36 protein-coding genes are annotated in these 26,605 nt (G+C 57.1%); 20 read left to right on the forward strand and 16 right to left on the reverse strand.

The window, feature by feature from the left end; genetic code table 11:
• Window positions 1-7: 7 nt before the first annotated feature.
• Window positions 8-460: a YaiI/YqxD family protein gene (locus Q0Y21_RS12890; RefSeq protein ID WP_297796130.1), complete on the reverse strand. Its 453-nt coding sequence runs from the start codon at window positions 458-460 to the stop codon at window positions 8-10.
• A gap of 286 nt (window positions 461-746) precedes the next feature.
• Here Q0Y21_RS12890 and Q0Y21_RS12895 point away from each other — a divergent pair, with 286 nt between their 5' ends.
• The 7 genes from Q0Y21_RS12895 (at window position 747) to Q0Y21_RS12925 (ending at window position 6,250) form a co-directional block, all read left to right on the forward strand.
• Window positions 747-1,319, forward strand: a complete 573-nt coding sequence (locus Q0Y21_RS12895; protein ID WP_297796133.1) for a histidine phosphatase family protein — start codon at window positions 747-749, stop codon at window positions 1,317-1,319.
• A gap of 71 nt (window positions 1,320-1,390) precedes the next feature.
• Entirely contained in the window at window positions 1,391-1,729 is a 339-nt protein-coding gene (locus tag Q0Y21_RS12900) for a zinc ribbon domain-containing protein YjdM (RefSeq protein ID WP_297796136.1), read from the forward strand.
• A 38-nt stretch (window positions 1,730-1,767) separates the two neighbouring features.
• Entirely contained in the window at window positions 1,768-2,283 is a 516-nt protein-coding gene (locus tag Q0Y21_RS12905) for a phosphate-starvation-inducible PsiE family protein (RefSeq protein WP_297796139.1), read from the forward strand.
• A gap of 114 nt (window positions 2,284-2,397) precedes the next feature.
• Window positions 2,398-3,492: a pyruvate dehydrogenase (acetyl-transferring) E1 component subunit alpha gene (pdhA, locus tag Q0Y21_RS12910; protein ID WP_297796141.1), complete on the forward strand. Its 1,095-nt coding sequence runs from the start codon at window positions 2,398-2,400 to the stop codon at window positions 3,490-3,492.
• On the forward strand, window positions 3,489-4,514 hold the full coding sequence (locus Q0Y21_RS12915) for an alpha-ketoacid dehydrogenase subunit beta (RefSeq protein WP_297796144.1): 1,026 nt from the start codon (window positions 3,489-3,491) through the stop codon (window positions 4,512-4,514). Before pdhA ends, Q0Y21_RS12915 begins: the two co-directional genes overlap by 4 nt.
• Window positions 4,511-5,620 (forward strand): dihydrolipoamide acetyltransferase family protein, encoded by a 1,110-nt coding sequence (locus Q0Y21_RS12920; RefSeq protein WP_297796147.1) that lies wholly within the window; start codon window positions 4,511-4,513, stop codon window positions 5,618-5,620. The genes Q0Y21_RS12915 and Q0Y21_RS12920 overlap by 4 nt, the downstream gene beginning before the upstream one ends.
• A 114-nt stretch (window positions 5,621-5,734) precedes the next feature.
• Window positions 5,735-6,250 (forward strand): copper chaperone PCu(A)C, encoded by a 516-nt coding sequence (locus tag Q0Y21_RS12925; RefSeq protein WP_297796150.1) that lies wholly within the window; start codon window positions 5,735-5,737, stop codon window positions 6,248-6,250.
• Window positions 6,251-6,261: 11 nt separating this feature from the next.
• Here Q0Y21_RS12925 and Q0Y21_RS12930 read toward each other — a convergent pair whose 3' ends face one another.
• Window positions 6,262-6,444 (reverse strand): DUF2897 family protein, encoded by a 183-nt coding sequence (locus Q0Y21_RS12930; protein ID WP_297796153.1) that lies wholly within the window; start codon window positions 6,442-6,444, stop codon window positions 6,262-6,264.
• Between the two features lie 85 nt (window positions 6,445-6,529).
• Here Q0Y21_RS12930 and Q0Y21_RS12935 point away from each other — a divergent pair, with 85 nt between their 5' ends.
• Both Q0Y21_RS12935 and Q0Y21_RS12940 read left to right on the forward strand, forming a co-directional pair.
• On the forward strand, window positions 6,530-7,195 hold the full coding sequence (locus tag Q0Y21_RS12935; protein ID WP_297796156.1) for a DNA-3-methyladenine glycosylase I: 666 nt from the start codon (window positions 6,530-6,532) through the stop codon (window positions 7,193-7,195).
• Between the two features lie 3 nt (window positions 7,196-7,198).
• Window positions 7,199-7,408 (forward strand): hypothetical protein, encoded by a 210-nt coding sequence (locus tag Q0Y21_RS12940; protein ID WP_297796159.1) that lies wholly within the window; start codon window positions 7,199-7,201, stop codon window positions 7,406-7,408.
• 48 nt (window positions 7,409-7,456) lie between these two features.
• Here the strand turns inward: Q0Y21_RS12940 and Q0Y21_RS12945 are convergent, their stop codons facing one another.
• Complete coding sequence (locus Q0Y21_RS12945; RefSeq protein WP_297796162.1) at window positions 7,457-8,383, reverse strand: M90 family metallopeptidase; 927 nt, start codon at window positions 8,381-8,383, stop codon at window positions 7,457-7,459.
• A gap of 102 nt (window positions 8,384-8,485) precedes the next feature.
• Between Q0Y21_RS12945 and Q0Y21_RS12950 the strand changes: the two genes are divergently transcribed.
• Entirely contained in the window at window positions 8,486-9,157 is a 672-nt protein-coding gene (locus tag Q0Y21_RS12950; protein ID WP_297796165.1) for an SDR family oxidoreductase, read from the forward strand.
• Between the two features lie 40 nt (window positions 9,158-9,197).
• Complete coding sequence (locus Q0Y21_RS12955) at window positions 9,198-10,337, forward strand: AI-2E family transporter (RefSeq protein ID WP_297796168.1); 1,140 nt, start codon at window positions 9,198-9,200, stop codon at window positions 10,335-10,337.
• A 59-nt stretch (window positions 10,338-10,396) separates the two neighbouring features.
• On the opposite strand, the gene Q0Y21_RS12960 is transcribed toward Q0Y21_RS12955, so the two are convergent.
• Entirely contained in the window at window positions 10,397-10,603 is a 207-nt protein-coding gene (locus tag Q0Y21_RS12960) for a cold shock domain-containing protein (protein WP_012138714.1), read from the reverse strand.
• Window positions 10,604-10,869: 266 nt separating this feature from the next.
• Between Q0Y21_RS12960 and Q0Y21_RS12965 the strand changes: the two genes are divergently transcribed.
• From Q0Y21_RS12965 to Q0Y21_RS12975, 3 genes are all read left to right on the forward strand, one after another.
• The gene (locus tag Q0Y21_RS12965; protein WP_297796171.1) at window positions 10,870-11,184 is read left to right on the forward strand and encodes an antibiotic biosynthesis monooxygenase family protein; all 315 of its coding nucleotides are present in this window, start codon (window positions 10,870-10,872) and stop codon (window positions 11,182-11,184) included.
• A 9-nt stretch (window positions 11,185-11,193) separates the two neighbouring features.
• Window positions 11,194-11,595: a DUF2784 domain-containing protein gene (locus Q0Y21_RS12970; protein WP_297796174.1), complete on the forward strand. Its 402-nt coding sequence runs from the start codon at window positions 11,194-11,196 to the stop codon at window positions 11,593-11,595.
• A gap of 106 nt (window positions 11,596-11,701) precedes the next feature.
• Window positions 11,702-12,556: a crotonase/enoyl-CoA hydratase family protein gene (locus Q0Y21_RS12975; protein WP_297796178.1), complete on the forward strand. Its 855-nt coding sequence runs from the start codon at window positions 11,702-11,704 to the stop codon at window positions 12,554-12,556.
• Window positions 12,557-12,598: 42 nt separating this feature from the next.
• On the opposite strand, the gene Q0Y21_RS12980 is transcribed toward Q0Y21_RS12975, so the two are convergent.
• Window positions 12,599-14,167: a diguanylate cyclase gene (locus tag Q0Y21_RS12980; RefSeq protein ID WP_297796181.1), complete on the reverse strand. Its 1,569-nt coding sequence runs from the start codon at window positions 14,165-14,167 to the stop codon at window positions 12,599-12,601.
• A 104-nt stretch (window positions 14,168-14,271) separates the two neighbouring features.
• Between Q0Y21_RS12980 and Q0Y21_RS12985 the strand changes: the two genes are divergently transcribed.
• On the forward strand, window positions 14,272-14,853 hold the full coding sequence (locus Q0Y21_RS12985; protein WP_297796184.1) for a CPBP family intramembrane glutamic endopeptidase: 582 nt from the start codon (window positions 14,272-14,274) through the stop codon (window positions 14,851-14,853).
• A gap of 30 nt (window positions 14,854-14,883) precedes the next feature.
• Here Q0Y21_RS12985 and Q0Y21_RS12990 read toward each other — a convergent pair whose 3' ends face one another.
• From Q0Y21_RS12990 to Q0Y21_RS13005, 4 genes are read right to left on the reverse strand one after another with little or no spacing between them, the layout of a single operon-like run.
• On the reverse strand, window positions 14,884-15,453 hold the full coding sequence (locus tag Q0Y21_RS12990; RefSeq protein ID WP_297796187.1) for an NnrU family protein: 570 nt from the start codon (window positions 15,451-15,453) through the stop codon (window positions 14,884-14,886).
• A gap of 46 nt (window positions 15,454-15,499) precedes the next feature.
• Window positions 15,500-16,723 (reverse strand): methyltransferase domain-containing protein, encoded by a 1,224-nt coding sequence (locus tag Q0Y21_RS12995; RefSeq protein ID WP_297796189.1) that lies wholly within the window; start codon window positions 16,721-16,723, stop codon window positions 15,500-15,502.
• Window positions 16,724-16,747: 24 nt separating this feature from the next.
• Window positions 16,748-16,984, reverse strand: coding sequence for a zf-HC2 domain-containing protein (locus Q0Y21_RS13000; RefSeq protein ID WP_012138700.1), 237 nt, complete (start codon window positions 16,982-16,984; stop codon window positions 16,748-16,750).
• Complete coding sequence (locus Q0Y21_RS13005) at window positions 16,981-17,628, reverse strand: sigma-70 family RNA polymerase sigma factor (RefSeq protein ID WP_297796194.1); 648 nt, start codon at window positions 17,626-17,628, stop codon at window positions 16,981-16,983. Before Q0Y21_RS13005 ends, Q0Y21_RS13000 begins: the two co-directional genes overlap by 4 nt.
• A gap of 159 nt (window positions 17,629-17,787) precedes the next feature.
• Between Q0Y21_RS13005 and Q0Y21_RS13010 the strand changes: the two genes are divergently transcribed.
• Complete coding sequence (locus tag Q0Y21_RS13010) at window positions 17,788-18,267, forward strand: cupin domain-containing protein (protein WP_297796196.1); 480 nt, start codon at window positions 17,788-17,790, stop codon at window positions 18,265-18,267.
• 35 nt (window positions 18,268-18,302) lie between these two features.
• Here the strand turns inward: Q0Y21_RS13010 and Q0Y21_RS13015 are convergent, their stop codons facing one another.
• Window positions 18,303-19,178, reverse strand: coding sequence for a LysR family transcriptional regulator ArgP (locus tag Q0Y21_RS13015; RefSeq protein WP_297796198.1), 876 nt, complete (start codon window positions 19,176-19,178; stop codon window positions 18,303-18,305).
• A gap of 88 nt (window positions 19,179-19,266) precedes the next feature.
• Between Q0Y21_RS13015 and Q0Y21_RS13020 the strand changes: the two genes are divergently transcribed.
• Window positions 19,267-19,875 carry a LysE/ArgO family amino acid transporter gene (locus tag Q0Y21_RS13020; protein WP_297796200.1) on the forward strand — a complete coding sequence of 203 codons (609 nt, stop codon included), beginning with the start codon at window positions 19,267-19,269 and terminating at the stop codon, window positions 19,873-19,875.
• A 15-nt stretch (window positions 19,876-19,890) separates the two neighbouring features.
• Here the strand turns inward: Q0Y21_RS13020 and Q0Y21_RS13025 are convergent, their stop codons facing one another.
• The 6 genes from Q0Y21_RS13025 to Q0Y21_RS13050 all read right to left on the reverse strand — a co-directional run bounded on the left by Q0Y21_RS13025 (window position 19,891) and on the right by Q0Y21_RS13050 (window position 23,944).
• The gene (locus Q0Y21_RS13025; RefSeq protein WP_297796202.1) at window positions 19,891-20,517 is read right to left on the reverse strand and encodes a hypothetical protein; all 627 of its coding nucleotides are present in this window, start codon (window positions 20,515-20,517) and stop codon (window positions 19,891-19,893) included.
• 19 nt (window positions 20,518-20,536) lie between these two features.
• Entirely contained in the window at window positions 20,537-21,040 is a 504-nt protein-coding gene (locus Q0Y21_RS13030) for an NlpC/P60 family protein (protein ID WP_297796203.1), read from the reverse strand.
• An 89-nt stretch (window positions 21,041-21,129) separates the two neighbouring features.
• A complete protein-coding gene (locus Q0Y21_RS13035; RefSeq protein WP_297796205.1) occupies window positions 21,130-21,510 on the reverse strand; it encodes a ribbon-helix-helix domain-containing protein in 381 nt (126 codons plus the stop codon).
• Window positions 21,511-21,557: 47 nt separating this feature from the next.
• Window positions 21,558-22,127 (reverse strand): DJ-1/PfpI family protein, encoded by a 570-nt coding sequence (locus Q0Y21_RS13040; RefSeq protein ID WP_297796207.1) that lies wholly within the window; start codon window positions 22,125-22,127, stop codon window positions 21,558-21,560.
• Between the two features lie 86 nt (window positions 22,128-22,213).
• On the reverse strand, window positions 22,214-22,885 hold the full coding sequence (locus tag Q0Y21_RS13045; protein WP_297796209.1) for an SOS response-associated peptidase: 672 nt from the start codon (window positions 22,883-22,885) through the stop codon (window positions 22,214-22,216).
• 9 nt (window positions 22,886-22,894) lie between these two features.
• Window positions 22,895-23,944 carry an alpha/beta hydrolase gene (locus tag Q0Y21_RS13050; RefSeq protein WP_297796211.1) on the reverse strand — a complete coding sequence of 350 codons (1,050 nt, stop codon included), beginning with the start codon at window positions 23,942-23,944 and terminating at the stop codon, window positions 22,895-22,897.
• A 110-nt stretch (window positions 23,945-24,054) separates the two neighbouring features.
• Here Q0Y21_RS13050 and Q0Y21_RS13055 point away from each other — a divergent pair, with 110 nt between their 5' ends.
• From Q0Y21_RS13055 to Q0Y21_RS13065, 3 genes are all read left to right on the forward strand, one after another.
• Window positions 24,055-24,372 carry a DUF2007 domain-containing protein gene (locus Q0Y21_RS13055; RefSeq protein ID WP_297796213.1) on the forward strand — a complete coding sequence of 106 codons (318 nt, stop codon included), beginning with the start codon at window positions 24,055-24,057 and terminating at the stop codon, window positions 24,370-24,372.
• Window positions 24,373-24,395: 23 nt separating this feature from the next.
• Window positions 24,396-24,938, forward strand: a complete 543-nt coding sequence (gene thpR / locus Q0Y21_RS13060) for an RNA 2',3'-cyclic phosphodiesterase (RefSeq protein WP_297796215.1) — start codon at window positions 24,396-24,398, stop codon at window positions 24,936-24,938.
• 72 nt (window positions 24,939-25,010) lie between these two features.
• Complete coding sequence (locus Q0Y21_RS13065) at window positions 25,011-26,579, forward strand: bifunctional GNAT family N-acetyltransferase/carbon-nitrogen hydrolase family protein (protein WP_297796217.1); 1,569 nt, start codon at window positions 25,011-25,013, stop codon at window positions 26,577-26,579.
• Window positions 26,580-26,605 lie beyond the last annotated feature (26 nt).

Consider the following 26,605-nt stretch of genomic DNA (forward strand, 5'->3'; position numbering starts at 1 on the left):
ATCATTATCACTTGCGGGCGTTACGTTGTAGCCAGCGGTCCAGCTTGTCGGCGAATTCCTTGCGATCGGTCTGGCTGAACGGCGCCGGACCGCCCGTGACCTGTCCGGCGCTCCGCATTTCTTCCATGAAGTTACGCATGGCCAGGCGCTGGCGGATGTTTTCTTTGGTGAAGGCCTGACCGCGGGGGTTGAAGACGTCCGCGCCTTTGTCGATAGCCTCTGCGGCGAGGGGGATGTCCTGGGTAATGACCAGATCGCCGGAGCTCATCTGATCCATGATTTCGTTGTCCGCGACATCAAAGCCCTGGGGAACCTGCATGCGTTTGATGTAGGGACTTGGGGGCAGGCTGATGGCGTGGTTCGCTATAAAAGTGGTGTCGATCTGCCAGCGGGTAGCGGCGCGGCAGAGAATTTCCCGGATGGGTACGGGGCAGGCGTCGGCGTCGACCCAGATTGGCATGGTTGGTTCCTTCGTCGATTTGGTTCTGGGGTGAAGTTTACCTTTTGTTGTTGTGAGCCTGGTAGGTTTGGTCCGCGTATTGTATACCAGGCCTGTGAATCAGTTGCCTGGCGCCCTTTAAGATCACTGTCCAAAAAACGCTACAAGCACATCCCTGTGCGCTTGATCTCCGGCCATCCATGGCCTCCGACATTTTTGGACAGTGATCTTAAAGGGCGCCGTCTGGCAGCTCAGATAACTCCGCGGCTATGTTGTGTGACAAAACGGCTCGAGGGAGGCAGACATTATGGTGCGACGGTGTGTGGTCGGATTTTTGTTCGCAATTTTCATCAGTACACCATTGATGGCAGACGCCCATAATCACGACGCCTGGGAGGCTTTACGGGACGGCCGGGCAGTTCTGATGCTTCGTCATGCATTGGCGCCAGGCACCGGGGATCCGGACAACTTTGATCTTGAGGACTGCAGCACCCAGCGGAACCTGAACGAACAGGGGCGGGAGCAGGCCCGAGCCTGGAAGCCGTTTCTGGAAATGCAGGGTATACGGCAGGCTCGGGTGTTCAGCAGTCAGTGGTGCCGTTGCAAGGAGACTGCCAGGGAAATGGCCATGGGGGAGGTGACAGAGTGGCCTGCTCTGAACTCGTTTTTCGCCAATCGCGGGGAAGGCAGACTGGCTACCAGGCAGACTATCGCACTGGTGAATGATCTGGACGAGGGGGCACCCGTCATTCTTGTGTCTCATCAGGTCAATATTACCCGGCTCACGGGTGTGTATCCGGCGTCGAACGAGGGCGTAATCATTGCCTTGCCGCTGTCGCGGAATCCGGTGGTATTGGCGAGGGTTTCACCTGGGGATTAGTTGTTCTTTCCTTCGAGGGTAATGGTTTCTGGTAAACTGCATGGTCTTTACATCATATAAGGAACCGCTTCATGTCCCAGCTCCCCCCTTGCCCAAAGTGTCAATCCGAGTATGCATACGAAGACGGTGTGCAGCTTGTGTGTCCCGAGTGCGGGCATGAGTGGAGTGAGGCAGAAGCCGCGGAAGCTGAGGCCGGTGCGGTGATCCGTGATGCCAACGGTAATGAACTGCAGGATGGCGATACCGTGACGGTGATCAAGGACCTGAAAGTCAAAGGGTCCAGTTCTGTGGTCAAGGTGGGCACCAAAGTCAAAAATATTCGTCTGGTGGATGGTGACCACGATATCGATTGCAAGATCGATGGCATTGGTGCTATGAAGTTGAAGTCCGAATTCGTGAAAAAAGCCTGAATTATGCAGTAGCTTCAGGAGCCTCAGGGAGAGTGTGAATGGCTGGGCAAGAAGAGGATGTGACGCCGCCGCAATCGTCCACCGAGCGAAGGTACGAATTGCATCAGGAGCTCCCGGTCGATTTCCCTGATCCTCTCTTCCGGGGCCTTCACCGAATCATACGGTTTGCGATTCGGGTGCTTGCTGTGCTGATGGTTGCCGTCATCCTCTGGGGTGTCGGGGATGTCATCTATATCATTTATGACAGGCTGGTTACGCCCCCGCTTCTGTTGCTTGATATCAACGATATTTTCTACACATTCGGTGCCTTTATGGCGGTACTGATTGCCGTGGAAATCTTCATCAATATCCGGCTTTACCTTGGTACCAATGTCTTTCCTGTGCAGTTGGTGGTTGCCACCGCGCTGATGGCCATTGCGCGAAAAGTCATCGTTCTGGACTTCGAAACGCTGACCCCCATGTACATATTCGGGATAGCGGCGACGACTTTATCCCTCGGCGTCACCTACTGGTTGCTCAGGCAGGGTAATCAGGATCGTCATTGGGATGACTGATTGACGTCGGAACGACAAGTACCCGGTACGCGCCTGCCTTGCATTGAACTATTCATAACCATCGTCTAAATATTAAACAGAGTGCCTTTGGGCACTCTGCGCCAGGAGGATGGGATGAGAGAGCGCCACGAGTTCCATGTGGATAGCGCCCGCTATCTGGATGATCACGGCAAACCGCTCGGCGATCTGCCGCCCCAGGCCAGGGATATCGATCGCACCCTGGCTGCCTACCGCCATATGGTGCTGATCCGCACCTTCGATTCCAAGACGATTGCCCTGCAGCGCACCGGTAAATGTGGCACTTATCCATCTGTCCTTGGGCATGAAGTGGTCGGAACGGCGGTTGGCCAGAGTATGGCGAGAACCGATGTGCTGGTGCCTTACTACCGGGATCAGGCGGCGCATATCCTGCGAGGCGTGAGCCTGAAGGAGATGCTGCTGTACTGGGGTGGTGATGAACGGGGCAGTGCCTGGGAAAACTGCCGGGAAGACCTGCCCATTGCCGTTCCTATTGCCACCCAGTGCTGCCATGCCGTGGGTGTGGCGTCTGCCTTCCGGATTCGTGGTGAGGATCGGGCCGTGGTGTGCTGCGTTGGAGATGGTGGTACGTCAAAGGGGGATTTTCTGGAAAGCATCAATCTGGCGGGCGCGTGGCACCTGCCGGTGGTGTTTGTGGTAATCAACAATCAGTGGGCGATCTCCACACCCCGCAGCATTCAGTGCGGGGCCGAAACCATTGCGCAGAAGGCTATCGGTGCCGGCTTGCCGGGGCACATCGTGGATGGCAACGACTACTTTTCCGTGACTGAAGCCATCGACCAGGCGTTGGAGCGGGCGCATGGAGGTAAGGGGGCTTCTGTGATCGAGGCGATAACCTATCGTCTTGGGGATCACACAACCGCCGATGATGCTACCCGATACCGCGATGCAGAGGAGCTGAAAAGAGCCTGGGAGAAGGACGGCGTCAAACGTCTGCAGAATTATCTGCACGACAGCGGGCTCTGGGATGCGGACCAGGAAAAACAACTGCAGGCCGATTGTCGGGAAACCGTGGACACCGCCGTCGAGGAATATCTGGCAATGGAGCCGGAACCGCCCACGGCGATGATGGATTACCTGTTTGAAACCCTGCCGGCAGCCCTGCACGCTCAACGGGACCGCCTTGCGGATAAGCATCGTGCCCGGTCCGGACAGGGAGGTGTCGCATGAATGCGTCCGCCCAGAAAGCCGTGGACAAACAGAACGCGAGCGAGGTGAAGGAAGTGACCCTGGTGGAGGCCGTCAACATGGCTCTCGCCTGGGAAATGGAGCACGATGAAAATGTCGTTGTGCTCGGAGAAGACATCGCCACCAATGGCGGTGTGTTCCGCGCCACCGTTGGCCTGAAGGAGCGCTTCGGCTTCAAGCGGGTAATGGACACGCCGCTGGCGGAAAACCTGATCGCCGGCACGGCCATCGGTATGGCCACCCAGGGCCTCCGTCCGGTCGCGGAGTTCCAGTTCATGGGCTTTATCTACGCCGGTATGGAGCAAATCGTCAGCCACGCCGCGCGCATTCGCAATCGCACGCGTGGCCGGTTGCATTGCCCGCTGGTGTATCGCGCGCCCTTTGGCGGTGGCATCCATGCACCCGAGCATCATTCTGAAAGCACCGAAGCCCTGTTTGCTCATGTGCCCGGCCTGCGGGTAGTGATTCCGAGCTCGCCGCAACGGGCCTACGGATTGCTGCTGGCGGCCATTCGCAATCCGGACCCGGTGGTGTTCCTGGAACCCAAGCGCATCTACCGTGCGGTGACCCAAAGCGTTGCCGACAACGGCGAAGCGCTGCCGCTGGACACCTGTTATACCCTGCGGGAGGGCGATGACGTCACCCTCATCAGCTGGGGCGCGTCCATACTGGAGACCCTGCAGGCCGCTGACAAACTCGCGGAACAGGGCATTTCCACCGAGGTGATTGATGTCGCCACTATCAGCCCGCTGGATCGGGAAACCCTGTTGTGTTCTGTCGCCAAAACCGGTCGGGCGGTGATTGTGCATGAAGCCTGTCGTAACGGCGGGGTAGGGGCAGAAATTGCTGCCTCCATCGCCGAAGCCGCCTTCCTGGATCTGCAGGCGCCAATCGTGCGGGTGACCGGCTACGACACCATCATGCCCTACTACCGTAACGAGCAGGCCTATCTGCCTCACGTAGAGGACATAGTGGAAGCGGTGGAGCAGGTGATCGCCCTATGAAGTACTTCAAACTCCCGGATCTCGGCGAAGGCCTCCCCGAAGCCGAAATTGTCGAATGGCATGTGAAGGTTGGAGACACCGTGGCGGTTGACCAGGTACTCGTCAGCGTCGAAACAGCCAAGGCCATCGTGGAAGTGCCGTCTCCCGAAGCAGGTATCATCGCCAAGTTGTTTGGTGAGCCCGGCGACATTATCCACACCGGCGAACCGCTGCTGGCGTACGAGGGCGAAGGAGACGACAGCGGCACCGTGGTGGGTGAGCTGAAAAAAGCCGAGCCAGGCTCCGGGCAGGATCAGTTTATCGTTGGCGCCGCACCGTCCAGCAAACGTGCCCGCTCCCACCGTGCCACTCCCGGTGTGCGGGCTCTGGCGGAGCGACTGGGTGTCAGTCTGGAGCAGATCAAGGGCAGCGGTCCGGGAGGCCTGATCACCAACGACGATGTGCACCGGCAGGCCAGCCACCAAAAACAGCTGGGGGAGGCGGAACCCCTGCGCGGTACCCGTCGAACCATGGCCAAAAACATGGCGCTGTCCCATGCCCAGGTAGTCCCGGTGTCCATCTATGAGGATGTTGATATTGGTGATTGGAAGAAAGGTGCCGACATCACCATGCGCCTGGTACAGGCGATCGCCACCGCCTGTGAAGCATCGCCGGCGATGAACTGCTGGTTCGATGGTGACAATCTCAGCCGCCGGCTGCTGAGCGAAGTGCATGTGGGCATTGCCGTGGATACGCCGGACGGCCTGTTTGTGCCGGTACTGCGGGACGTTAACCACCGTTCCCTGAAAGACCTGCGCAAGGGGCTGGAAAACCTGCGCGAAGCGGTTGCCACCCGCAAGATCCCGCCGAAGGAAATGCAGGGCGCGACCATTACTCTCTCCAACTTCGGCACCATGACCGGTCAGTACGCCAACCCCATTGTCACCCCGCCGCAAGTGGCCATTGTTGGGGCTGGCACCATCCGCGAGAAAGTCGTGCCCTATCAGGGGAATGCGACTATTCGTCGCATACTGCCGCTGTCCGTGACCTTTGATCATCGGGCGGCGACAGGCGGTGAGGCCGCCCGCTTTCTGGCTGCGCTGATGGAATCGTTACAGCTGCCCTGAAGTTACCAACATTGAGGGGCGCCATCATGCCTCTTGCCTTCGGGGGAAATGAAAGCAACACTTTCAGCCCGAATGGCCATTATCAATTCGACATCACAACCTGTGCGAGACACCATGAAAAGAACGACCCGTTTGACCGGTACCCTGTTGCTGGCTTGCAGTGCCCTGATGGCTACACTTGCCCTGGCTCACGAATCCACTCAGGGGGAGGTCACAATAAAGCATCCCTGGAGTCGTCCCACACCACCGGGTACGCCCATGGGCGTCGGATATATGTCGATTACCAACAACGGCAGCCGTGATATCACGTTCACCAGTGCCAGCACCCCGAGAGCCGGGGGCGTATCCATCCATGAAAGTCGCACCACCAACGGCTTAATGAGTATGCGTCCGCTGGAAAACGGCCTGACCATCCCCGCCGGTGGGACTGTGGAACTAAAGCCCCACGGTTACCACCTGATGCTGGAAAAGCTGAAGGGACCGCTTAAGGAGGGGGAAAGTATCCCGCTGACGGTGATCTTTGAGGGAGCAGAGGATATGGACGTTGAATTAAATGTTGAGCCGCTGGATGGCATGAGTAAGCCAAGGGGCGAAGAGGCAATGGATATGCAGGAACGCAGCCATAACTGACGTTGTGGCGCTCAGGGCCAGTCTTCCTTGTCCTCTGCGCTTTCCTCGGCTTCAACCTCTGCCTTGCGCGCCTGGATTTTTTTCATCTTTTCCTCGGAGATATGCATCGTATTGGCGCTGTCGCGCAGCAGGAACAGGCTGCCGACGATCAGTCCGAGGGCAAGCAGGATAATGACCCATCCTATGAGTGGCATATGCGTGACTCCCTGATGAGATCTGTTTCTTCTATAGTGAACCAGAATACTGAAGCCCGACAACCTGAATCCCGGAAAATAAACCATGTCTTTTTCCAGAATCTACGACCAGGCGGCCGCCCACAAGGGAGGAGAGGTCGCGTTACGTTCGCTTTTGCCCAGGGTGGCTGAGCCCGGGGAGCTGCAAGCGATAGCTGATGACCGTTACCTGTCCGAGATTACCCGTTGCGTGTTCAAGGCGGGATTTGTCTGGCGCGTGATCGAGAACAAGTGGCCGGGGTTTGAGGCGGCGTTCCAGGGCTTCGTTCCGCTCTACTGGCAGCAGGTGCCGCCAGAAGTTCTTGAGGACCTGGCCCAGGATGCACGCATTGTGCGGAACATGCAGAAAATCCGCACGGTGCCGGAGAATGCCCGGATGATAGTGGATGCTGCGAGAGAGCATGGCAGTTTCGGCGCGTTTCTGAGTAGCTGGCCGTCTGACGACCAGGTGGGATTGCTGCTTTGGCTCAAACGCAACGGTACCCGGCTGGGGGGCAATACTGCCCAGTATTTCCTGCGCCGAGTTGGCTGGGATGGCTTTATCCTGTCACCGGACGTGGTCGCTGGGCTGCGGCGGGAAGACCTGCTGGATGCGACGCCTGGAACCAGGAAAGCCCTCGTTCAGGCGCAGCAGGCGTTCACTGCCTGGCATCAGGAGACAGGACTGCCCTACAGCCACCTGTCCCGCATTCTGTCTTTTTCGGTGGGGTGACTGGTGTCGAAAATCATTCCCGATGTTCGCGATGGCCTGACGCGCACGGAGCGGATTATCCTGTATGTACTGCATGAAACCCAGCGTGAACTGAATGGGCGAAACGTGCCCACGGTGATGTTGTACGGACGGGTGCTGGAGTATGTGAATATCAGTGAAGAGGAGCTTCACGTCTACCTGGACCGGTTGGGGGTGAAGGGCGATGGACGGTGACCAAAAACAAAGGAATCCATGGCCAGTACCCCATGCTGAATGCCGCCTTCAATAACGTGGGCCTCGTTGGGGGTGCTGGTTGCGCCGGGGGAGACGAACAGGGTTGGCAATGTCCTCTTTCTGGTGGGCTGCGACAGGCGCAGCCTGATCTTCGGACACATCCGTGAGCGGATCAAAGCGGTAGAACCCGCAGAGGGCTTCGTACACTTCCGGCTGTTCGTCGCTCAGGTGTTGTGGCTGTTGAAAGAAGGCTTCTGTCAGCACTGCAAAGAATTCAGCCGGCTCAGTCGCACCGTATGGATCCAGCCAGCTGTGCTGGTGATGCCGGAGTGAGCGCCGCAGGTGCTCGTAGGCGCGGGTCATGGTTTGCTTCCACTGTCTGGCCTGTCCGCCGCTGAGGGGAGGGGCGCCATCGGCAGTGCCGTCGAGGTAATCAAGCTGGTGCGCGAATTCATGGAGAATCACGTTGTGTTCGCCGTGTGGATTGACCGCACCTTCTTCGCATTCTGCCCAGGCCAGCACCACCTGACCACGGCTGGAGGCTTCGCCAGCGCGAATCTGGTTACTGACGCTCACCACCATGCCATCGTTTTCCACATCCCTCACGTGATAGGCGTCCGGATACACCAGGATGCTGCGGACATCGTCGAAATCGGTATAGTCACGGGCCAGTATCAGCAGGCAGGCGTGGCCGGCAATGGTGAGCCGGACCCTGTCATCCACATCAAAACCGTCGCAGCCGTAGAAGGATTTTTCCGCGAGGAACAGCTGTACCCGTTGTTCAAGCTGATGTCGTAATGACGGGGAAAGTCTGCGGTACAGCGGCACCTGGGTATTCAGTAGCTGTCGCCACTGGTCTGGAAAGGATTGCTGCAGTGCCCGTCCGCGTCGCCATTGCCGGTAAAAGAACAGGTAGAAAATGCTCAGCGCGATCAATGTTATGGCAAAGATGGCATAGATCAGTGCTAATGACATTCCGTTTCCTGCGGTGGTGTGAAAGGGCACCGACCATTTTGGCCTGCTTGCCCGAGCGATGCCATACTCTTATGCCTATGCGCATGCAGGAGGAGAAAGCATATGTCAGAGAATCAGACGGTTGTTATTACCGGTGCCAATCGTGGCATTGGCCTTGAACTGGCTCGGCACTACGCCGAAAAAGGCTGCAAGGTGATTGGAGTGTGCCGTGAGGCCTCTGCAGAGCTGCAGGAAGCGGCAGAGAAGGTTATTGAGGGCGTGGATGTCACTTCGGACGATGGCATCCAGAAGCTGGTGAGCGAACTGAACGGCCAGACCATTGACCTGCTAATCAATAATGCCGGTCTGCTGCAGGATGAAAAGCTGGGCAGTATCGACTTCGACTCCATCCGCACGCAGATGGAAATCAATGCCTATGCGCCGCTGCGTGTGGCGGAGGCGCTGGTGGGCCAGATTCCCTACGGCGGCAAGATTGCCAACATAACCAGCCGAATGGGTTCTATTGCCGACAATGACTCAGGTGGTCGTTACGGTTACCGGGCGTCAAAGGCCGCACTGAATGCCTTCGGTAAATCCCTGGCGGTGGACCTGCAACCAAAAGGCATCGCCGTTGCCCAGCTGCACCCCGGCTATGTCAAAACCCGGATGGTGAATTTCGGAGGATTAATCACGCCCGCAGAATCGGCAAAAGGCCTGGCTGAGAGAATTGAGGAATTGAATCTGGATAACTCCGGCTCGTTCTGGCACAGCAATGGGGAACTGTTGCCCTGGTAACAGCTGAACTGACAGCGGTCCGTGGGAAAGGAAGAATCCTATGACAGGCACAAAGAGGGAACCTTCAGCCCCGGATCACGGGGGCGGGACGGGAAAAATCAATGTCAGGGACGCGGCGCTTGTCGTGCTGGCAACGGTCGCGACGATATACTTCATTGACTGGGCAGAAGCCATTCTGCTGCCGCTGGTGGTTGCGGTGCTGGTTTCCTACGCCCTTGACCCGGTGGTCTCAGCCCTGGAGCGACTGCGGATTCCCCGGGCTATCGGCGCGGCCCTTGTCCTTGGGAGTCTGATTGCCGCGGTGTCGATGGCCAGTATACCTCTCCAGCGTGAGGCCATGGCTATGCTGGATAAGGTGCCATTGGCGACCGAGAAAATAAAACAGATACGGGCCAGTGCTGCTTTGACCGGCGAAGAGGATATGTTGGAGAAAGCAGAAAAGGCGGTTAAGGAAATAGAATCCACCGCTGGGAAAGAGGAAGAGGAAAAATCCGAGCCCGGGGTCACGCCAGTGCGTATTGTTGATGACTCCTTTAACCTCAGGAGCTATCTGATACGGGGTTCATCGTCAGTGCTGCTGCTCATATCCCAGTTGTTTTCCGTATTGTTGCTGGTCTATTTCCTGTTGTCGATTGGCAAACTGTACCGCAGGAAAGTCATACGGTTGTCAGGGCCTTCGTTCACGCGCATGCGCAACGCAGCTCGCATTATGAGCGATTTTCACTATCAGGTACGGCGGTTTCTGTTTGTGATGCTGATGGGAGCACTTTTCGTTGGCCTGGTTACCTGGTTGGCATTCCTTGCCCTGGGTGTTGAGGAAGCCGGTTTGTGGGGTGTCGCGGCGGGGGTGGCCAGCGCCATTCCTTATCTTGGCCCGTTTCTGGTGTTTATCGGATGCGGGTTGGCGGCTTTCCTACAGTTTGGAACTCCCGACATGGCGATCATTGTTGCAGTGGTCTCCCTGATTATAACCAGCATTCAGGGCAATCTGATGACGCCCTGGATGACCAGTAAGGTATCCAGTCTCAACACCGTCTCGATTTTCATTGGCCTGCTTTTCTGGGGCTGGATCTGGGGGCCGGTCGGATTGATTATCGCCACACCCATTCTGATGATCACCAAGTCTCTCTGCGCCCATATCTCCAACTTACGTCCGGTTGGGGAGTTGCTGGGTAAATAGTGTCGCCAGAACGCAAAAAAGGCAGCCGAAGCTGCCTTTTTCTGTGCGTTGGCTGTTAATTACAGACCAGTCACGTTTTCCGCCTGAGGACCTTTCTGGCCCTGGGTCACGGTGAATTCAACCTGCTGGCCTTCTGCCAGAGTCTTGAATCCGCCGCCCTGAATGGCGCTGTAGTGAACAAAAACGTCCGGGCCGCCTTCACGAGTAATAAAGCCAAAGCCTTTTGCTTCGTTGAAGAACTTAACAGTACCGGTAACAGTAGACATATTTAACTATCCTGAATTCAATCATTTTATGTGCCGTCAGAACATCAACGTGATGGCTGATCAGCGGTGTGCGGAAACAAAAAACTGGCGTGGTCAAAAACAGGACGATGCACTACTAATTACAACAGAGATGCGTCTTATTGATGAAATGCTTTGCTCTATCTTTCCAACGGGATTCACTGTACCCCAGTGGGGGCGGAATGCAAAGCTATTTCGTATAGGCATAAACCGGGGCGCCCCGACGATTGCTCCGGAATGGAGGCAGTATGAAGTTTATGTTTGAAGTTCATATCAAGGAAGGCTATACGGCGGAGGATTATGCCGATGCCTGGGTGCGGGCCAGCGAGTTGATCCAGCAGGCGCCTGGCGCCAGGGGAACGGAATTGCATCGGAAGATCGGCGATCCCCGTACGCTGATTGCCATCGCGAGTTGGGAAAGCAAAGAGGCGCGTGACGCGATGGAGTCTGACAAGGACCCCAGAATCACCGAGATTATCCGCAGCGCAGCGCCGTTTGTGGAAATCCGGCCGCTGGGTGAGTTTGAGGACCCCGAATGGGTGGTCATGCCACCCGGCAAGTAGAGGTAGGGAATGATGCCGTACCAGATCCTTGCCGACACGGTCCTGACGGTTCATGTGACGATCGTAGTGTTCGTTATTGGCGGGCTGGTGATGATTGTCATCGGTCAGTTCCGGGCCTGGCGATGGGTCAATAACCTGGGGTTCCGGCTGGCCCATCTGGTTGCCATTGGCATCGTTGTGCTGCAGGCGTGGTTGGGTGTTCTGTGCCCACTGACCACGCTTGAGATGTGGCTGCGAGCAAAGGCAGGGGACGCGGGATACTCTGGAAGCTTCGTTCAGCACTGGCTACAGGAGCTGCTTTACTACGAGGCACCAGCCTGGGTATTCATCCTGGTCTATTCGCTGTTCGGACTGCTGGTTGTAATGACCTGGTGGTATTGTCCACCGCGACCGCGCAGGAAAAAACATTAAGAGGCGGGGACAAGTGTCACGGAATGAAACCTTATGGGTGAATGGCGCGGTAACATGGTTTAATCTGCCCCAGACCTGAATCCGATCCCGAAAAAAGGAGTGCCGCGTGTCAGAGCTAGCAACCTATCAGAGTTTTTCCGTGGAGGTATCCGACTACATCGCCCATGTGCAGTTCAGTCGCCCCGAAGCGCTGAATTCCATGAACAAGGCGTTCTGGCTGGAGCTGCCCCGGTGTATGCAGGACATCGAGGCCAACACGGACGCGCGGGTGATCGTGATTTCTTCGACCGGCAAGCACTTCTCTGCAGGTATGGACCTGGGCGTGTTCAGTGATCCCAAGTCCGTACCCATGAGTGGTGACCCCGGACGTATGGCGGAGAACCTTCGCCGTGTGGTCCTGCAGCTTCAGGATACCCTGACCTCCCTGGAAGAAGTGCGCCTGCCAGTGCTTGCAGCCGTTCATGGAGGCTGCATCGGTGGTGCGCTTGATCTCATCTGTGCTGCTGACAGCCGTTACTGCACCGATGATGCCTATTTCACCATCAAGGAAACCGAGCTGGGCATGACCGCCGATGTGGGGACATTGCAACGTCTGCCCAAACTGATGCCGCAGGGTGTGGTGCGGGAACTGGCCTACACCGGTCGAAAACTCACGGCGGGCGAGGCCAAGTCACTCGGGTTCGTGAACGAAGTGTATGACAGCCAGGATGCCATGCTGGAGGGGGTGATGGCCGTGGCACGGCAGATTGCCGCCAACTCACCGCTGGCGGTGACTGGCTGCAAGGAAATGCTGAACTACAGTCGCGATCACAGCGTGGAAGACAGCCTGAAGTACATGGCGACCTGGCAGGCGGGTATGTTCCGCCCCGGCGATATGATGAAAACCTTTCAGGCCAAGGCCCAGAAACAAACACCGGAGTACGAGGGATTGTTCCCTGTTAAGGGACTTTTCTCTGAATGAGGAGAACTTGTCTGGGGCTTTGCGTATAGGGTGACCGGTGGATCACACCGGTCCCGGGGCCAGCTCGTCGTCGTCTTCTGTTTCCGCCAGATAGGTCCGAGTGCAGTTACGGCCGCTGCGTTTGGCCTGGTAAAGTGCAATGTCCGCACGATTGATCAGGGTCCGTAAATTACAGATCTGATCCCATTGTACGACGCCGAGGCTTGCCGTTACTCGAATTGTTCCGGACGGAACGTCCATATCGGTAGCGGCAATTTGTTCTCGAATCCGTTCAGCGATGCTGACCGCCGTGGCTTCTTTCACACCCGTGAGGAATATTAAAAACTCCTCTCCACCGACCCGGGCAAAGAGATCCGATGGCCGGATATTGTTTTTTACCGGCGGTAACATCTGCCTGAGGACATTATCGCCTGCTTCATGCCCGTACTGGTCGTTGATGCTCTTGAAATAATCCAGGTCCAGTGCAATCAGCGCGGCCTTGCCCCGGTCATGTTTCAGGCGTTGCAGTTCCCGCTCACCAGCTTCATGGAATTGCCTGCGATTAGCTATACCGGTCAAATGATCCGTGGATGCCAATTCTTTCAGTTGAGAGTTCAAGCTCGTCAGTTCGGTATTGGCGCGTTCCAGAGATTGAGTTCGTTTCCTGACTTTCTCCTCAAGCTGTTCGTTCTGGTATGTGAGAGCCGCTGTTGCGAGTTCGAGGCGTTGCCTCTGGTCTCGCAGTTCGTGCATCAGAGCGGACAGACCGATGGAAATTATGCTGACAATGGCCAGATATTCCTGAGTTTGCCAGACAGCAAACTGGGGAAGAGTGGTTGCATAGGGGTGTATCCCGCTGACCAGATAGCCTGTGGCCATCCAGGCAATGATGGCCGTTGTGCTGGCTGCAATAGCGGTATTGAATCGGGTTGCCGCCCACACCACAAAGGGCAGGAGCAGCATGGGTGTCAGATGGAAATGCAGTTCATTAATGCTGGCGTCGATAAGCGCATTAGACCCTGTGAGTATCATCCCAGTCCAAAGCAGGGTGAGCTCCGCCAGTTTCGTTACCCTGAATGTCACCAATCGGTATTTGATGGCATGACAAAACGTAACCAGCAATGGTGTGAATATCATCAGACCAAGGGCGTCGCCAAACCACCAGAGTCGCCACATGGCAAGAAAGCTGCTGTCTGAGCGGCCGAGCACAATATAGACGGTTGCGCCCATAATCGCTGCGATTGCTGAAGCAAATGCGGGTGCCGAGACAAAAAACACAAGCGCGGACTTCAGTGAGTCAAAGTGGAACTGCTTTCCAGCAAGCCGCTGAATCACCAGGGCGGCGATGAGTGTCTCAAGGATATTGACCGCTCCGAAACTCAGCGCTGCCCATAGGGGAAAGGCGGGTATATCTGCCAGGCATTCGGCAGAGAGTGCCGCCAACGCGTACAACGGCCATTGCTTGCGAGGTGTTGTCAGAAAGGCTGTCAGAAGAACGGCATTAGGTGGCCAGAATACTGAGATGCCGTCCGGTGTAATGGCTTGATGTACACCTATCCAGGCTCCAGCGTAATAGAGGAAGCCAACAATGACTGCTCGAAACAACGGGTGAGACAAGACGTTCGTTACCATGATGTGTTCCGAGTATGTAATCATTAAAAACTTCTCATAATATCACTCTGACACGCTACTGATGAGTGTCAGTTGAGCGAAATCAACGGGAGCCTAAATACAGCATGCCGGAAATATCCAGGCAAAAAATGTCACCGTTGTCGGTCCTTGGCTTCCAGTCCCTGATTGCGATTGTCGCTATTGTCGCGTTCTATTTGACCGGCACGGAAGCAAACTTTGGCGAGCTCTCCGTAGCTTATGCGACGCTCCTAGGGGTGCTGGGGGGGATGCTTACATACTTTGCACTGTTCATACTGACACTGGGTGGGTTGTTCAGTTCCAGTTCGCTGCGGGATCAGATGCGATTCCTGCACGAATTTGCCTGCAGCTATTCCTGGCCGGTGCTGTTGACCCTCTCCGTACTGGCGGGCTTCGGGGAGGAGCTTTTGTTTCGGGGCGTAGTTCAGGGGTGGCTTACCGAACAGTTCGGGGCCGTGTTCGCGCTTGCTGCGGCTGCCATCCTGTTCGGTCTGGTGCATTTCCTGTCATTTGTATATTTCGTCATGGCCACCGTGCTGGGTGTAGTGCTGGGGCTGGCCTACATCTGGTCAGAGAGCCTGTTGATGACGATGGTATGGCACGGTGCTTACGATGTGGTGGCATTGTATTGTCTGCGTCGCTACCCGCATCGGTTTGGTGTTGACTGATGGCCAGAACCCCAGACGCCGCGACTTGCTTCAAGCCGGCGCGACGCCAAACAGCCACTGATGAGCCCAGAATACGAATATGACGTACACCACGAGGCCGCCGACGACTGCAATTGCGTCATTGGCTTTGCTCGCAGGCAGGGTGGCGATGGGGCGTTCGGACCGGCGTTTCAGGGAGATCCGGTCTGCCACTGCCCAGGCCAGGAAAGAACCGAACAGCATGAGGTCGTGGAGCATGCCGTTGGCCAGCAGGTGAGCGAGAGCCCAGAGCTTGACGGAGACGAGCATTGGGTGTCTCAGTCTCGCTTTGATCTTGCCCGGAAAGTAGGTGGCGAAAAGCAGAGGGAAAACCGGTATCAGAAGCAGCATGGCCAGGTGCCTGAGCCAGCCCGGTGGCGTATACAGCACTGTGGGATCCATCCGTGCCGCCCCATATCCCCAGACAATCAGGACCAGCCCGATCAGTGAAACCAGGGAATAAAGGCCCTTGAACGGAAGCTCCCCCAGAGAAGCGTGCATACGATTACGCAAGGGTTCATTCACGATCGACAATGAGTGAATGCCAAGAAACAGAACCAGACCAACGATCAGTATGGTCATGTCCAAAAACTCCTTTACCGGTTAAGTGCAGTGACAGGTTGCCGGGCTATCGTGAGCGAGTGAGCCCCAGGCGACGGGCCTCATCCCTGCGGCGAAGAACCAGATCCCAGATGACGGCCCCTGTCAGCATAATGAATCCTGCGAGTTCGACCACAATCCAATAGTCGACAAACAGCGTGAAAAAAACCAGACAGGCTCCGGCCAGAGCTGTCCAGGTGGGCGCTAGATGGTGATGTCTTCGTTTACCAACAGCGACCGCCAGTACGGTCAGTGCCGTAAATAGTCCGATACCGCCAGACCACAGTTGTATATTCAGGGTGAGCTGAACACCCAGTGTAGCCAAAAGAACTGTTGCCGCAAGCAGGCCGTAGCAGGTCAGTAGTGCCAGGCCCAACGCTGTAACGCCGAGGAATCCGCGTTTCCCGAGAGCCGTCAGCCAGCGCTTCGGGTGGCTTCTGCGCATCCATTGCCGCAGCCGACCGGGAGCCTTGAAGCCCCTGCGTGCGGCAATTTCGACAGAGCGGGCGCCAAAGCTCTCTGCCACCTCACGGGTCTGGCGGCTCGGGCTGTGAGCGAAATAGTCGATGGATCTGACGATCCTGATATCGTCAAAACCGGCGTCCTCCAGCATGGCCAGCAGGTTTTCCTCTACGGTCGCGCCGACAACGCATTCCACCCAAAGCCTGGGGTCTGAATCGCAGTCCACGGTAACGGGGCGATTAATAACCACATCAGCCAGTTGCAGCCGCCCACCGGGCTTGAGTATGCGGAACATCTCCCCGATGGCCCGACGTTTGTCGGGGACCAGGTTGAGTGCGCCGTTGCTGGTGATGCTGTCGATACTGCCGCTGGTGAAGGGCAGGTGCTCGGCGTCTGCCTGGACGACATCAATGGTGGCCCCCGCCTCGTCAGCCCGCTGTTTCAGCTTGCGAGTCATGGCTGAAGTCAGGTCCAGCGAAATAACGCGACCGTCGGGGCCTGTCAGGCTGTGTGCCAGGAAACTGTCGTTGCCTGCGCCGGCGCCAAGATCCAGGGTGGTGTCGCCGGGTCTGATGGCGTGTCCGTTGAAGGGGTAGCCTACCCCTGCAAAGGAGGCAGCGATGTCCTCAGGTAGCTGTTTAACCTGGTCTGCGGGGTAATCCAGGGCACGCAGGGCCTGGTGCCCCACCGGGAAATGGAACCGGGACTGCGGCGCTTCGGCCACCCGGGTGTACATATCCTGAACGGCGGAGGTGATTTGTTCCCGTGAGAATCCAAGGATCGCGACCATGGTTTGTTCTCCTGGCGAGAGCCATCAAGAATTGTTCAGCAGTGATGCTACCCGGCGTTTTAAGCGGTCCGGCGCCTTTTCGGTACCACTGGCTGCGACCTTGTCTCTCAGACGTCTTTCAAACTCTTTTCGGCTGAAACAGTCATGGCAACGGCGAAGGTGCCGATCGATTTCCGTTTGGGTTGCGGGATCCAGTTCACGGTCCAGATATTCGAATAACCGCTCTATGACCTCCTCGCAGGCAATGATGTCTTTGCTCATGCTTTACCTCCGGTATCGGTCTCACTGGATCCATCTGTTGTCAGTCCTGCGTCCTGGCCTTGTTGCCATAAGTCACGTTGCAGCAGCGTGCGGGCCCGGTAAAGTCGGGAACGAACGGTACCTAATGGAATGCCGATAAGCTCTGCTGTTTCCTGATAGCTGTACCCCTGAATCTCTACCAGAACCATGACGATTCGGAATTCGTCGGGTAACTGGTCCAGGGCCTTACGGATGTCTTTACTCAGGATCTGATTCAGAAAGGATTGTTCCGGGGTTCCCCACCACAACAGAAATGGCTGGTGAAGCCTTTCGAACAGTGAAAAACTGCCCTCGTTGCCATTGTCTTCGAGGGCGATCTCTTTCTCTTGCCGGCACTGACGCCGTCGCCATTGGCTGATAAATGTGTGGTTCAGTATCCGGAACAGCCAACCCTCGAAGCAGGTGTTATCCGTTAGCTGGTCAAGCTTTTTCCAGGCGGTAGCCACGGTTTCGGCCACAATGTCTTCCGCATCGTCCGGATTGCGGGACAGGCGCAAAGCCGTTCCGTAGAGGCGATCCATCAAAGGGTGGATTTCCCGCTCAAACATCGCCCGGCGGGTGGCACGGGAGCGGGATAGTGTTTCAGTCTGTGCTGTCGTAACCATGACGGTCTCCCTTCGGAGATGTCACAGGGACGTGTTGGAGTGAGGAAAAGTTCCCGTAAGGCCCGTTTCAATCCCGGGAACAAATTACCAGCCCGATGCGTCCTTGTGGCCAGCCGGGAGATGCCCCGGTTGGTAACCCTTACATGGAGGATAGATGCGATGGCTGCCAATTCAACGATTACTGTAACGGCCCTGGTGCTTTGTGTGGGCGTGAGCGCCGCTGTGATAGCGGGAACGCCTTATAAGGGAGAAGGCCACATGATGATGGTACCGGATGAGATTGAATGGGCCCCGGTGGGTTCCATGGAACCGGGCGCCCAGATTGCTGTTCTGGAAGGTGACCTCGGGAGTGAGGAGCCTTTTACCATCAGGTTGAAACTGCCCGCTAACTACGTGGTTGCGCCTCACCATCATCCGGCCTATGAACGAGTCACAGTATTGTCCGGGACTCTTTACTTTGCCCATGGTGAGGAATTTGACCGTGCCAATGCCAAAGCTTTGCCTGAAGGCAGTCTGGCGATCCTGTCGCCAGGGGATCCGATGTATGGCTATACCGATGAGGAGGTTACTATCCAGGTGCACGGAACAGGTCCGTGGGGTATTGATTACCTGAATCCCGAAGACGATCCCCGTCAATGATGAACGACAACATCAGAGCGGGGAGGGCATAGCGGCTATCGATTGAGCGGGCTGGCGGACTGAATGGCCGTGGTCAGGCGGTCCATAACACCGCCGCCATGGCGCCAGAAATGCCAGTAGAGCCGCACTTCCAGGGATTGGCCGGGTGCGATGTTGACCAGCTGTCCGGTGTCCAGTTCCTGTTGTACCTGGGCCTGGGGGATCATGCCGTACCCCATCCCCGCAAGGGCCAGCTTCACGAAGCCCTCCGAAGATGGGCAAAGATGGTGAGGAACCGGGCCGTGGTAGCCGCATTGGGCGAGAAACCGGTGCTGAAGCTGATCGTTGGGACCGAACACAATGGCCGGGGCGGATTCAAAGTTGTCAGCGTTAAAGCCGCTGGAGAAATACCGCTGAACGTATGCCGGTGTCGCCAGTGGCAGGTAGGTCATTTTGCCAACTGGCACGCACCGGGCACCGGCGACCGGTTGCGGGCTGCTGCACAGGCAGGCGGCGACATCGCCTTCACGCATGCGGCGCAAACCAATGTCCTGGTCCTCGATCACCATATCCAGTAGTAGCGCTTCCTCCGCACAGAATTCCCCAATGGCGGTTGCCCACCAGGTGGCGAGGCTGTCCGCATTCAGGGCAATGCGGAGTCTGGCCGTTGGTTCGGACAGAGCCGGAATGGAATCGGCCAGATCCCGTTCCAGCAGTTGCACCTGCTGGACGTGGTTGAGCAGCCTCTGGCCTGCCGGTGTGGCCCTGATAACCGGGCTACGAACCAGAACCGGCTGACCAAGCCGGATTTCCAGTGTGCGCAGACGCTGGGAAACCGCCGATTGACTGAGCCCCAGGGCCGCGCCGGCACGTTCGAATCCACCGCACTCGATCACTGTGGCGAGGGCTTCCAGCAATTTGTAATCAATCATAAGGAAAACTGATGCAGCATTATGAATATGAATTTCCAGTATAGCGGTAAGCCGGTAATCTTGCGCCATAGGATGAGGAGGTTCAGAAGTGCTGGAGAGTTACCTGACCGGTTTGATTGTGTGCGGCGGCATCATTGTGGCCATCGGGGCCCAGAATGCCTACGTGTTGAGCCAGGCGATTCGCCGGGAGCATCATTGGTGGTCGGCGGGGCTGTGCATGGCGGCGGATGTCACCCTGTTTACCCTCGGTATGTTTGGTGTCAGTGCCGCGCTGATGGCGATGCCCCAGGCTTTGGAAATCCTGCGCTGGCTGGGGGTGGTTTTCCTTGGCTGGCTGGCTATCCAGGCCTTCGTTCGCGTCGGTCGGGGTCGGGTGGCTCTGGAAGCTGGAGAAGTGACGAAGCGAAGCCTGAAGGGGGTGCTGTTCACCACGCTGGCGGTTACCCTGCTGAACCCGCAGGTCTATCTCGATACCCTGCTGCTGATACCGGCGGTTGGGGCCCAGCAGGAAGATACCGCTACCTTCGTCGCGGGCGCCAGCAGTGCATCGATTCTCTGGTTCGGGCTACTGGCGTGGAGCGGGTCTGCGCTGGCACCGGTTCTATCGCGGCCAATGGCATGGCGCGTGATTGATGGGATCATTGGCCTGATGATGGCCGCTATTGCCGTGCACCTTGCCGTTAATAGCGGCCTCTAGAATTCAGAGGGGTGATCAGAAGCGGACCGTCAACCCGGCACCCGCCTCGACTTGCAGGTACCCGCTGCTTTCAAACCGGATATTACAGCCACCGGAGCAGAACACCGAGCCGCCACTCTCGAGTACGGTGTAGATCCCACGCAGGTCCAGTCTCAGCAGGACGTGTTCCGAAACCGGGAATTTGTATCCACCGCCCAGTGTCAGCGATGCGCGATGGTGGGTGTCGAGATCGGAGGGTTTGGGGTCGAGCCGGGTAACCCCTGCGACGCCCGAGACAAAACCGCCGGTGGTCTTGCCACCCGGGAAATACAGGCCGCCGAATTGCAGCTGATAGATGGTGATATCCACCCGGTCGCGGGGTGGCGACAATAACCCCTGAGGAATGTCAGCCGTTGTCTCCTGCCTCCCCATATACAGTTCCAGCTGCTTGCCCGGTTCCTGCAGATCAACGTTCACCACCAGGCCCTGACTTACGGTGTCATCCAGATTCACCCGGCTTTGTGACTCGTCGGTGTCGTTTCTGGTGTCGAATTCACCACCCATGCGAAAGCCTGCAAACGGCGTGAGCTCCACCTCGGCTGCGGCCGGCATGGCCAGCGGGAGGAGAGCGAGGTAACAGCAAAGGGATCGGCTGAGTGTCATGGGACTCATTACTCCGTTGTCAGTCAAAACGGCGGGCCTGTGTAAAGCGCCCCTTCCAGTAATAGCCGTTCATGGACGACTGGGTCACGCCGATGGATGTCGAGGCATGGATAAAGCGGTCATTACCCATGTAAATGCCGGCATGCTGCTCCTTGCCACCGATGCGGAAGAAAACAAGGTCACCAGGCTCAATGTTGCCGGGGGGAACGGAATCTCCGTGGGCGAGCATTTGCGACGTGGTCCTGGGCAGTTGCATACCCAGACCTTCCTGATACGCAGTGAGTATGAAGCCAGAACAATCAAAGCCGTTGGCGGAAGTGCCACCGTACTGGTAAGGCGTGCCCTGGTAGCGCTTGAACACCTGCCAGAGTTTTTCAGCTTTGGCGGAGTCCTGTGATGGCTCTACTGAAAAATCGGCAACCTCGTTGTTGTGTCCTGTGGGTAGTTGCTGGTTACTGGCGCACCCTGCCAGCGTTAGTACTGACAGGCACAGAATAAAGATGTATCGGAATGACTTACGCATGTTGAAGACCTGACTGCCTGTTCTCCTGGACACATTATTATGTATTTGTCGGGATGTCAGGTTACGGTTTGTGAGGGCCCGGGCAAAGGTTAGTGGCTGGTTTTACCGCCGCTTGATGGTATGTTCGGCGAAGAGGGATTGTTGGTCAGGATCTGCTCAGCATCCAGGGAAGCGATGGGCACACGGAGATCTTTGGGAACATCGCCACTTAGCTGGAGTTCTAGATACCTTAAGGCACAGACTCGCAGAAAGGATGTGAAATTGCCCAGATCGTGACCGGCATCGATGGATTCGTGATAGAGCCTGGTAATCATCTGCGGCAGATTCATGCCATCCCGTTCTGCCAGTTCGGCCAGCACATGCCAGAAGGCGTTTTCCATGCGGACACTGGTGACCATGCCGTCAATACGAAGTGAATGAGTCCGGCTGACCCAAAGCTCCGGATCGGCATTGATGAAAAGCTTGCACATGGCTGCCTCCGGCATTTTCCGGGGCCGGCATTCCGGCCCCGGTCAGGTTATTTGTCCAGCAACTTGAAAAACTGTGCCAGCCAGGCCGGATGGGCGGGCCAGGCGGGTGCTGTCACAAGATTAGCATCGGTCACGGCCTGATCAACCTCTATACTGGCAAAGCTGCCTCCGGCCAGCTCCACTTCCGGCTGACAGGCTGGGTAAGCAGAGCATTTGCGGCCATTCAGAACACCGGCCGCAGCGAGCAATTGGGCTCCATGGCAAATCGCGGCCACAGGCTTTTCTGTGTCAAAGAAGTGACGGACAAGCTTCTGCACATCCTTGTTCAGCCTGAGGTATTCCGGAGCGCGCCCCCCGGGAACCACCAATGCATCGTAACCTGCAGGGTCCAGGCCCTCAAAGTCCGCATTCAGTGCAAAGCGGTGGCCGGGTTTTTCGGTGTAGGTCTGGTCGCCCTCGAAGTCGTGGATTGCCGTCGCTACGGTGTCACCTGCCTTCTTGTCGGGACAGACGGCGTGAACCGTATGACCAACTGCCTGCAGTGCCTGAAAGGGCACCATGGTTTCGTAATCTTCAGTGAAATCGCCGGTAATCATCAAAATCTTCTTGCTGCTCATCGCTTGCTCCTTGGAATTATCCTTCCGGGTCATGGAACAGTAGCAGCGGCACTCGGTAAGCGGGTATTAAAGGGATACTACCGATCTCAGACCTTGCGGATCAGTTCTGGAGCATCATGCCTCGGATTGTTGACCTCATTTGAGACCACGTGGGCGCTCAGGTGATCCGGGGTGAGACGGCGGGTAGCGGCTCGTATGGCGTTGCGGTGGGTGAGCTGCGGGCTCAGCCAGTCCCTCAGGCAAGCAGGGTCAAGCACCACTGGCTGGCGGTCATGAATGTGTTTCAGATTCTCGCTGGCGGGTTCCGTAATAATGGCACAGGCGGTTGTGTCATCACCTTCCTTGGGTGTCCAGAGACCGGCGAAGAAGAGGGTCGGGTCGCGGGTGTTATCGGCTGGCGAGATGTAGTAGGGCGCTTTACCGTTGCCGGTCTGTTTCCACTCATACCAGCCATTAGCGGGGATAAGACAGCGGTGGTGGGCGAACGCGTCGCGGAAGTACCTGGAAGTGGCGATGCTCTCCGCCCGGGCATTGATCGGTGAAGGTGCTTTCTTTCCTTCCGCCCAGACCGGACGGAAACCCCAGAGCGAGTGAGCCATCAGCAGGGTGCCGTTCATGGTCATGCGGATCATGGGAGTGCCAACACCCGGCGGAATGTTGTAGCTGGGCTCGAAGGAGCCTTCAACCTCCATGCCTTCGGGAAAATACTGGAGGATCAGGGTGTCCGGTGGTGTGTAGAAGGTGAAGCGTCCGCACATGACTGTTCTCTAGGCCTCCAGTTTCGACAGGAACTCGGCGATGTCTTCAAAGGCATCATTGGCCTCGGGCAACAGTGGCGTGAAAATATGCCAGACGTGCACCATGCCGGGCCAGGTCTGAAGTTCCACGCGAGAACCTGCGGTTCTGGCTTTTGCTGCGTAGCGGCGAGCGTTGTCCAGCAGCATTTCGGAATCACTGGCATGAAGCAGAGTCGGTGGCAGGTTGGACAGATCACCCCGCAGGGGTGACGCTACCGGGTTGGTGGGCGAGACGCGAAACGCCGCCAGGGTTGCCCACCAGATGACCGGCAGCGGAATTTTCGACAAACCTCCGAAAGCCGGCCCCAGTAACGGGTCTGTCCCTATATTGCTGCGGTTGCTGGGGGCGGTCAGGGTGAGGTCGGTCGAGGGTGAGAGCGCAACCGCTGCGTCTGCCTGACGTAGGCCACTGTCTCGTATCCAGGCGATCAGGGCAAGGGTGTGGCTGCCGCCGGCCGAGTCCCCGGCCACGACCATGAAATTCACTGGTTCCGGGCCATCGGGACCGTGATCCAATAGCCACGCATAGGCATTGCGGCAGTCTCTGACACCATCCATGAATCGGTTTTCCGGCATCAGGCGGTAGTCAAGTGCAAAGACAGCGGCGTTGGCAATGTGCGACAGCCGATCGGTAATGGCGCGGTGGCTGCGTGGGCTGCCGGCCGCCCAGGCGCCACCATGAATATAGAGAATGCGTCGGCGGCTGTCCGCCCCGGGTGACAGCACCCATTCGCCCCTTGGTACGTCACAAAACCGGAATTCAGAATCAAGGTCCAGTCCTTCGCTCAAGCCATCCATATGCTGCCTCAGCGCCATTAGCCGGGCTTTGCCCTTGAGCCCGCGGGATGCCTTGCCCAAATCATGGATACGCCCCAGCACCTCCTGATGCGCTTCGCTCGGCGTGGCATCGCGCACGGCGTACTCCTCACGGTCGAAATGGGAGAAGTCTTCAATGCGAAACAGGATCAGTGTGATGGCAACAACCAGGCAGATGATAATGGCGACAGCAATCCAGAGCATCAGGGAATCCGTATTGAGGTGGCCCCCGTCAGCGGGGCGAACTATGCTTCAGATAATACCCGCTTGGCGTGGCGAGTTCCTACCTGAACAATCACAGAAGGAGGCGGGCGTTGCAAATAGCCTACAGGGCCCGGGATATCACCGAGGCGCACATCGTTGCCGGCCTGCTTGAGGCCAACGGCATCGAAACCTACGTTGGTGGCCACTATCTCCAGGGAGCCATGGGGGAAATTGGTGCTGCCGGATTCAGCAACGTCTATGTGGAAGACGAAGACCTCTATCGCGCCCGGCAGCTGGCCATGGAATATGAATCGACCAGTCGCAGTGATGTTGTGACCGAGGATGACGAAGACCGCCCGGACTTTTACGCTCGCTGGTTTCTTCTGGTATTAGTGTTCCTCGTATTGTTACTGTTCAATCTTCACTAGAATTCTCCGAGAGCGAGTGATCCATGTCCCGGTTGTTCTTCGGGTTGGAAATCCCGGCTGACATCAAGCAGCGTTTGCTCAAGGTGAATGCGCCGGTGCCCGGCGCCAAATGGCAAAGCCTTGAGCAGCTGCATATTACCTTGCTGTTCCTGGGAGATGTTGAGCAGGGCAGGATTACGGAACTGTGCGATGCTGTCCGGGATATCCCGGTGGAAGCGTTTGAGCTTGAGGTGACCGGTCTCGGTTGTTTCGGTCAGCCCCGTAGCCCGAGAAACCTGTGGGCGGGCGTTCAGCCGCCGGAACCCGTTCAGGTGCTGCATGATGCCCTCAAGGCCAGCTTGGCTGGCCTCCGGTACACGCCGGAGAGTCGGCCGTTTCGCCCTCATATCACGCTGGCGAGATTCAGAAAACAGCGGGGGTCGGTGGAAGAATTACTGGCGAGTCACGGCGATTCGGCTTTTGGGTACTTTGCTGTTTCCGACATCGTTCTGTTTGAAAGCAACCAGGGGCATGACGGTTCCGTCTACACAGTGGTCGAACGGTTTCCGTTGGCAGATCCATCGTGACCGATTTCCCTTGACGAAAACCCATTCGGCCACCAAAGATGAGAGCAACTCAACGCCTTTTCCGAGGTGTCTATGTGTCCGCCGTTTTCCAATCCTGATCTGCGTTTGTTTGTTCGCAATGCCACGCTGGCGGATATTCCCGGCATTATCCAGCTCAGCCGTCGCGTTTATGAAGGCACTGGCATGTACGGTTACACCAAGGGGCCGCTAACCGGGCAGATCAATACCTTTCCGGATGGCCAGTTCGTCGCCATGTTGGGCGATACGGTGGTGGGTTACTGCGCCACTTTCCGGATTGGCGAAGAGGTGGCCCTGGCTGCCCATGACTGGACTTCCATCACCGGTAACGGCTACGCCTCGCGGCACGATCCCGAAGGGGACTGGTTGTACGGTATGGAAGTGTGTGTGGATCCGGATTGCCGTGGCTACCGTATCGGCGAACGGCTGTATAACGAGCGCAAGCAATTATGCCAGGCCCTGAACCTGAAGGGCGTTGCTTTTGCGGGCCGCCTGCCCAGCCTGCGCCAGCGCCTGAAAAAGTTTGGCAGTGTCGAGGATTACATTGACGCCATCAAGAGCAAAGAGCAGAAGGACCCGGTGCTGTCCTTTCAGCTCTATCAGGGTTTCGATGTCCACGGTATCATTCCGCATTATCTGGATGCCGATTACGATTCCATGGGCTACGGTATCCACCTGGTCTGGCGTAACCCGAAAGTGCCCCATACCAGCGACAGCGAGCCTCGCAAACGGTATGGTCAGCGTATGCGGGACACGGTGCGTATCGGTACGGTGCAGTATCAGCAGAGGCCCGTGTCTTCCTTTGATGAGTTCAGCGAGATAGTCCGTTACTTTGTGGATGTTGTATCCACCTACAAGGGCGATTTCGTGGTGTTTCCGGAGCTCTTTACCCTCCAGTTGCTCTCCATTGAAGCCCGAAAGGGCAGCCCGGCGGAGACGTTCGCCGCCGTCACCCACTACGCAGAACGCTACCGGGAACTGATGCGGGACCTGTCTCTGCGCTACAACATCAATATTGTTGCCGGCTCCACGCCGGTGCGTGAGGAAGACGGCACCATCCGCAACATGGCCCATGTGTTCCTCCGGGACGGCCAGGTCTTTACCCAGCCCAAAATCCATCCGACGCCCAACGAGGCTTTCTGGTGGAACGTGCAGGGAGGCAACCGGGTCAGCGCCATCGAAACCGATTGCGGCACCATTGGTGTGCTGATCTGCTACGACGCGGAGTTCCCGGAACTGACCCGCCACCTGGTGGATCAGGGCGTCCACATTATCTTTGTGCCGTTCTGTACGGACGAACGCCAGAGTTACCTGCGGGTGAGATACTGCTGTCAGGCGCGGGCTGTGGAAAATCAAGTGTATGTGGTCATGTCCGGAAACGTCGGGAATCTGCCCAACGTACCGAACATGGAAATCCAGTACGGCCAGAGTTGTATTCTTACCCCCTGTGATTTCCCGTTCGCCCGGGATGGCATTGCGGCTGATACCGAACCAAACGTGGAAACCGTGGCTTTCGCTGATCTGCGGTCGGAGGTGCTGATCACCGCTCGTAACAGTGGTACCGTAAAAAACCTTCAGGATCGCCGGCACGATCTTTACAGCGTGACCTGGCGAGGCGAATAGCCGGAATCGCCTGGCGACAGCCCTAA

The sequence above is a fragment of the uncultured Marinobacter sp. genome, from assembly GCF_947259545.1.
Lineage (GTDB): Bacteria > Pseudomonadota > Gammaproteobacteria > Pseudomonadales > Oleiphilaceae > Marinobacter.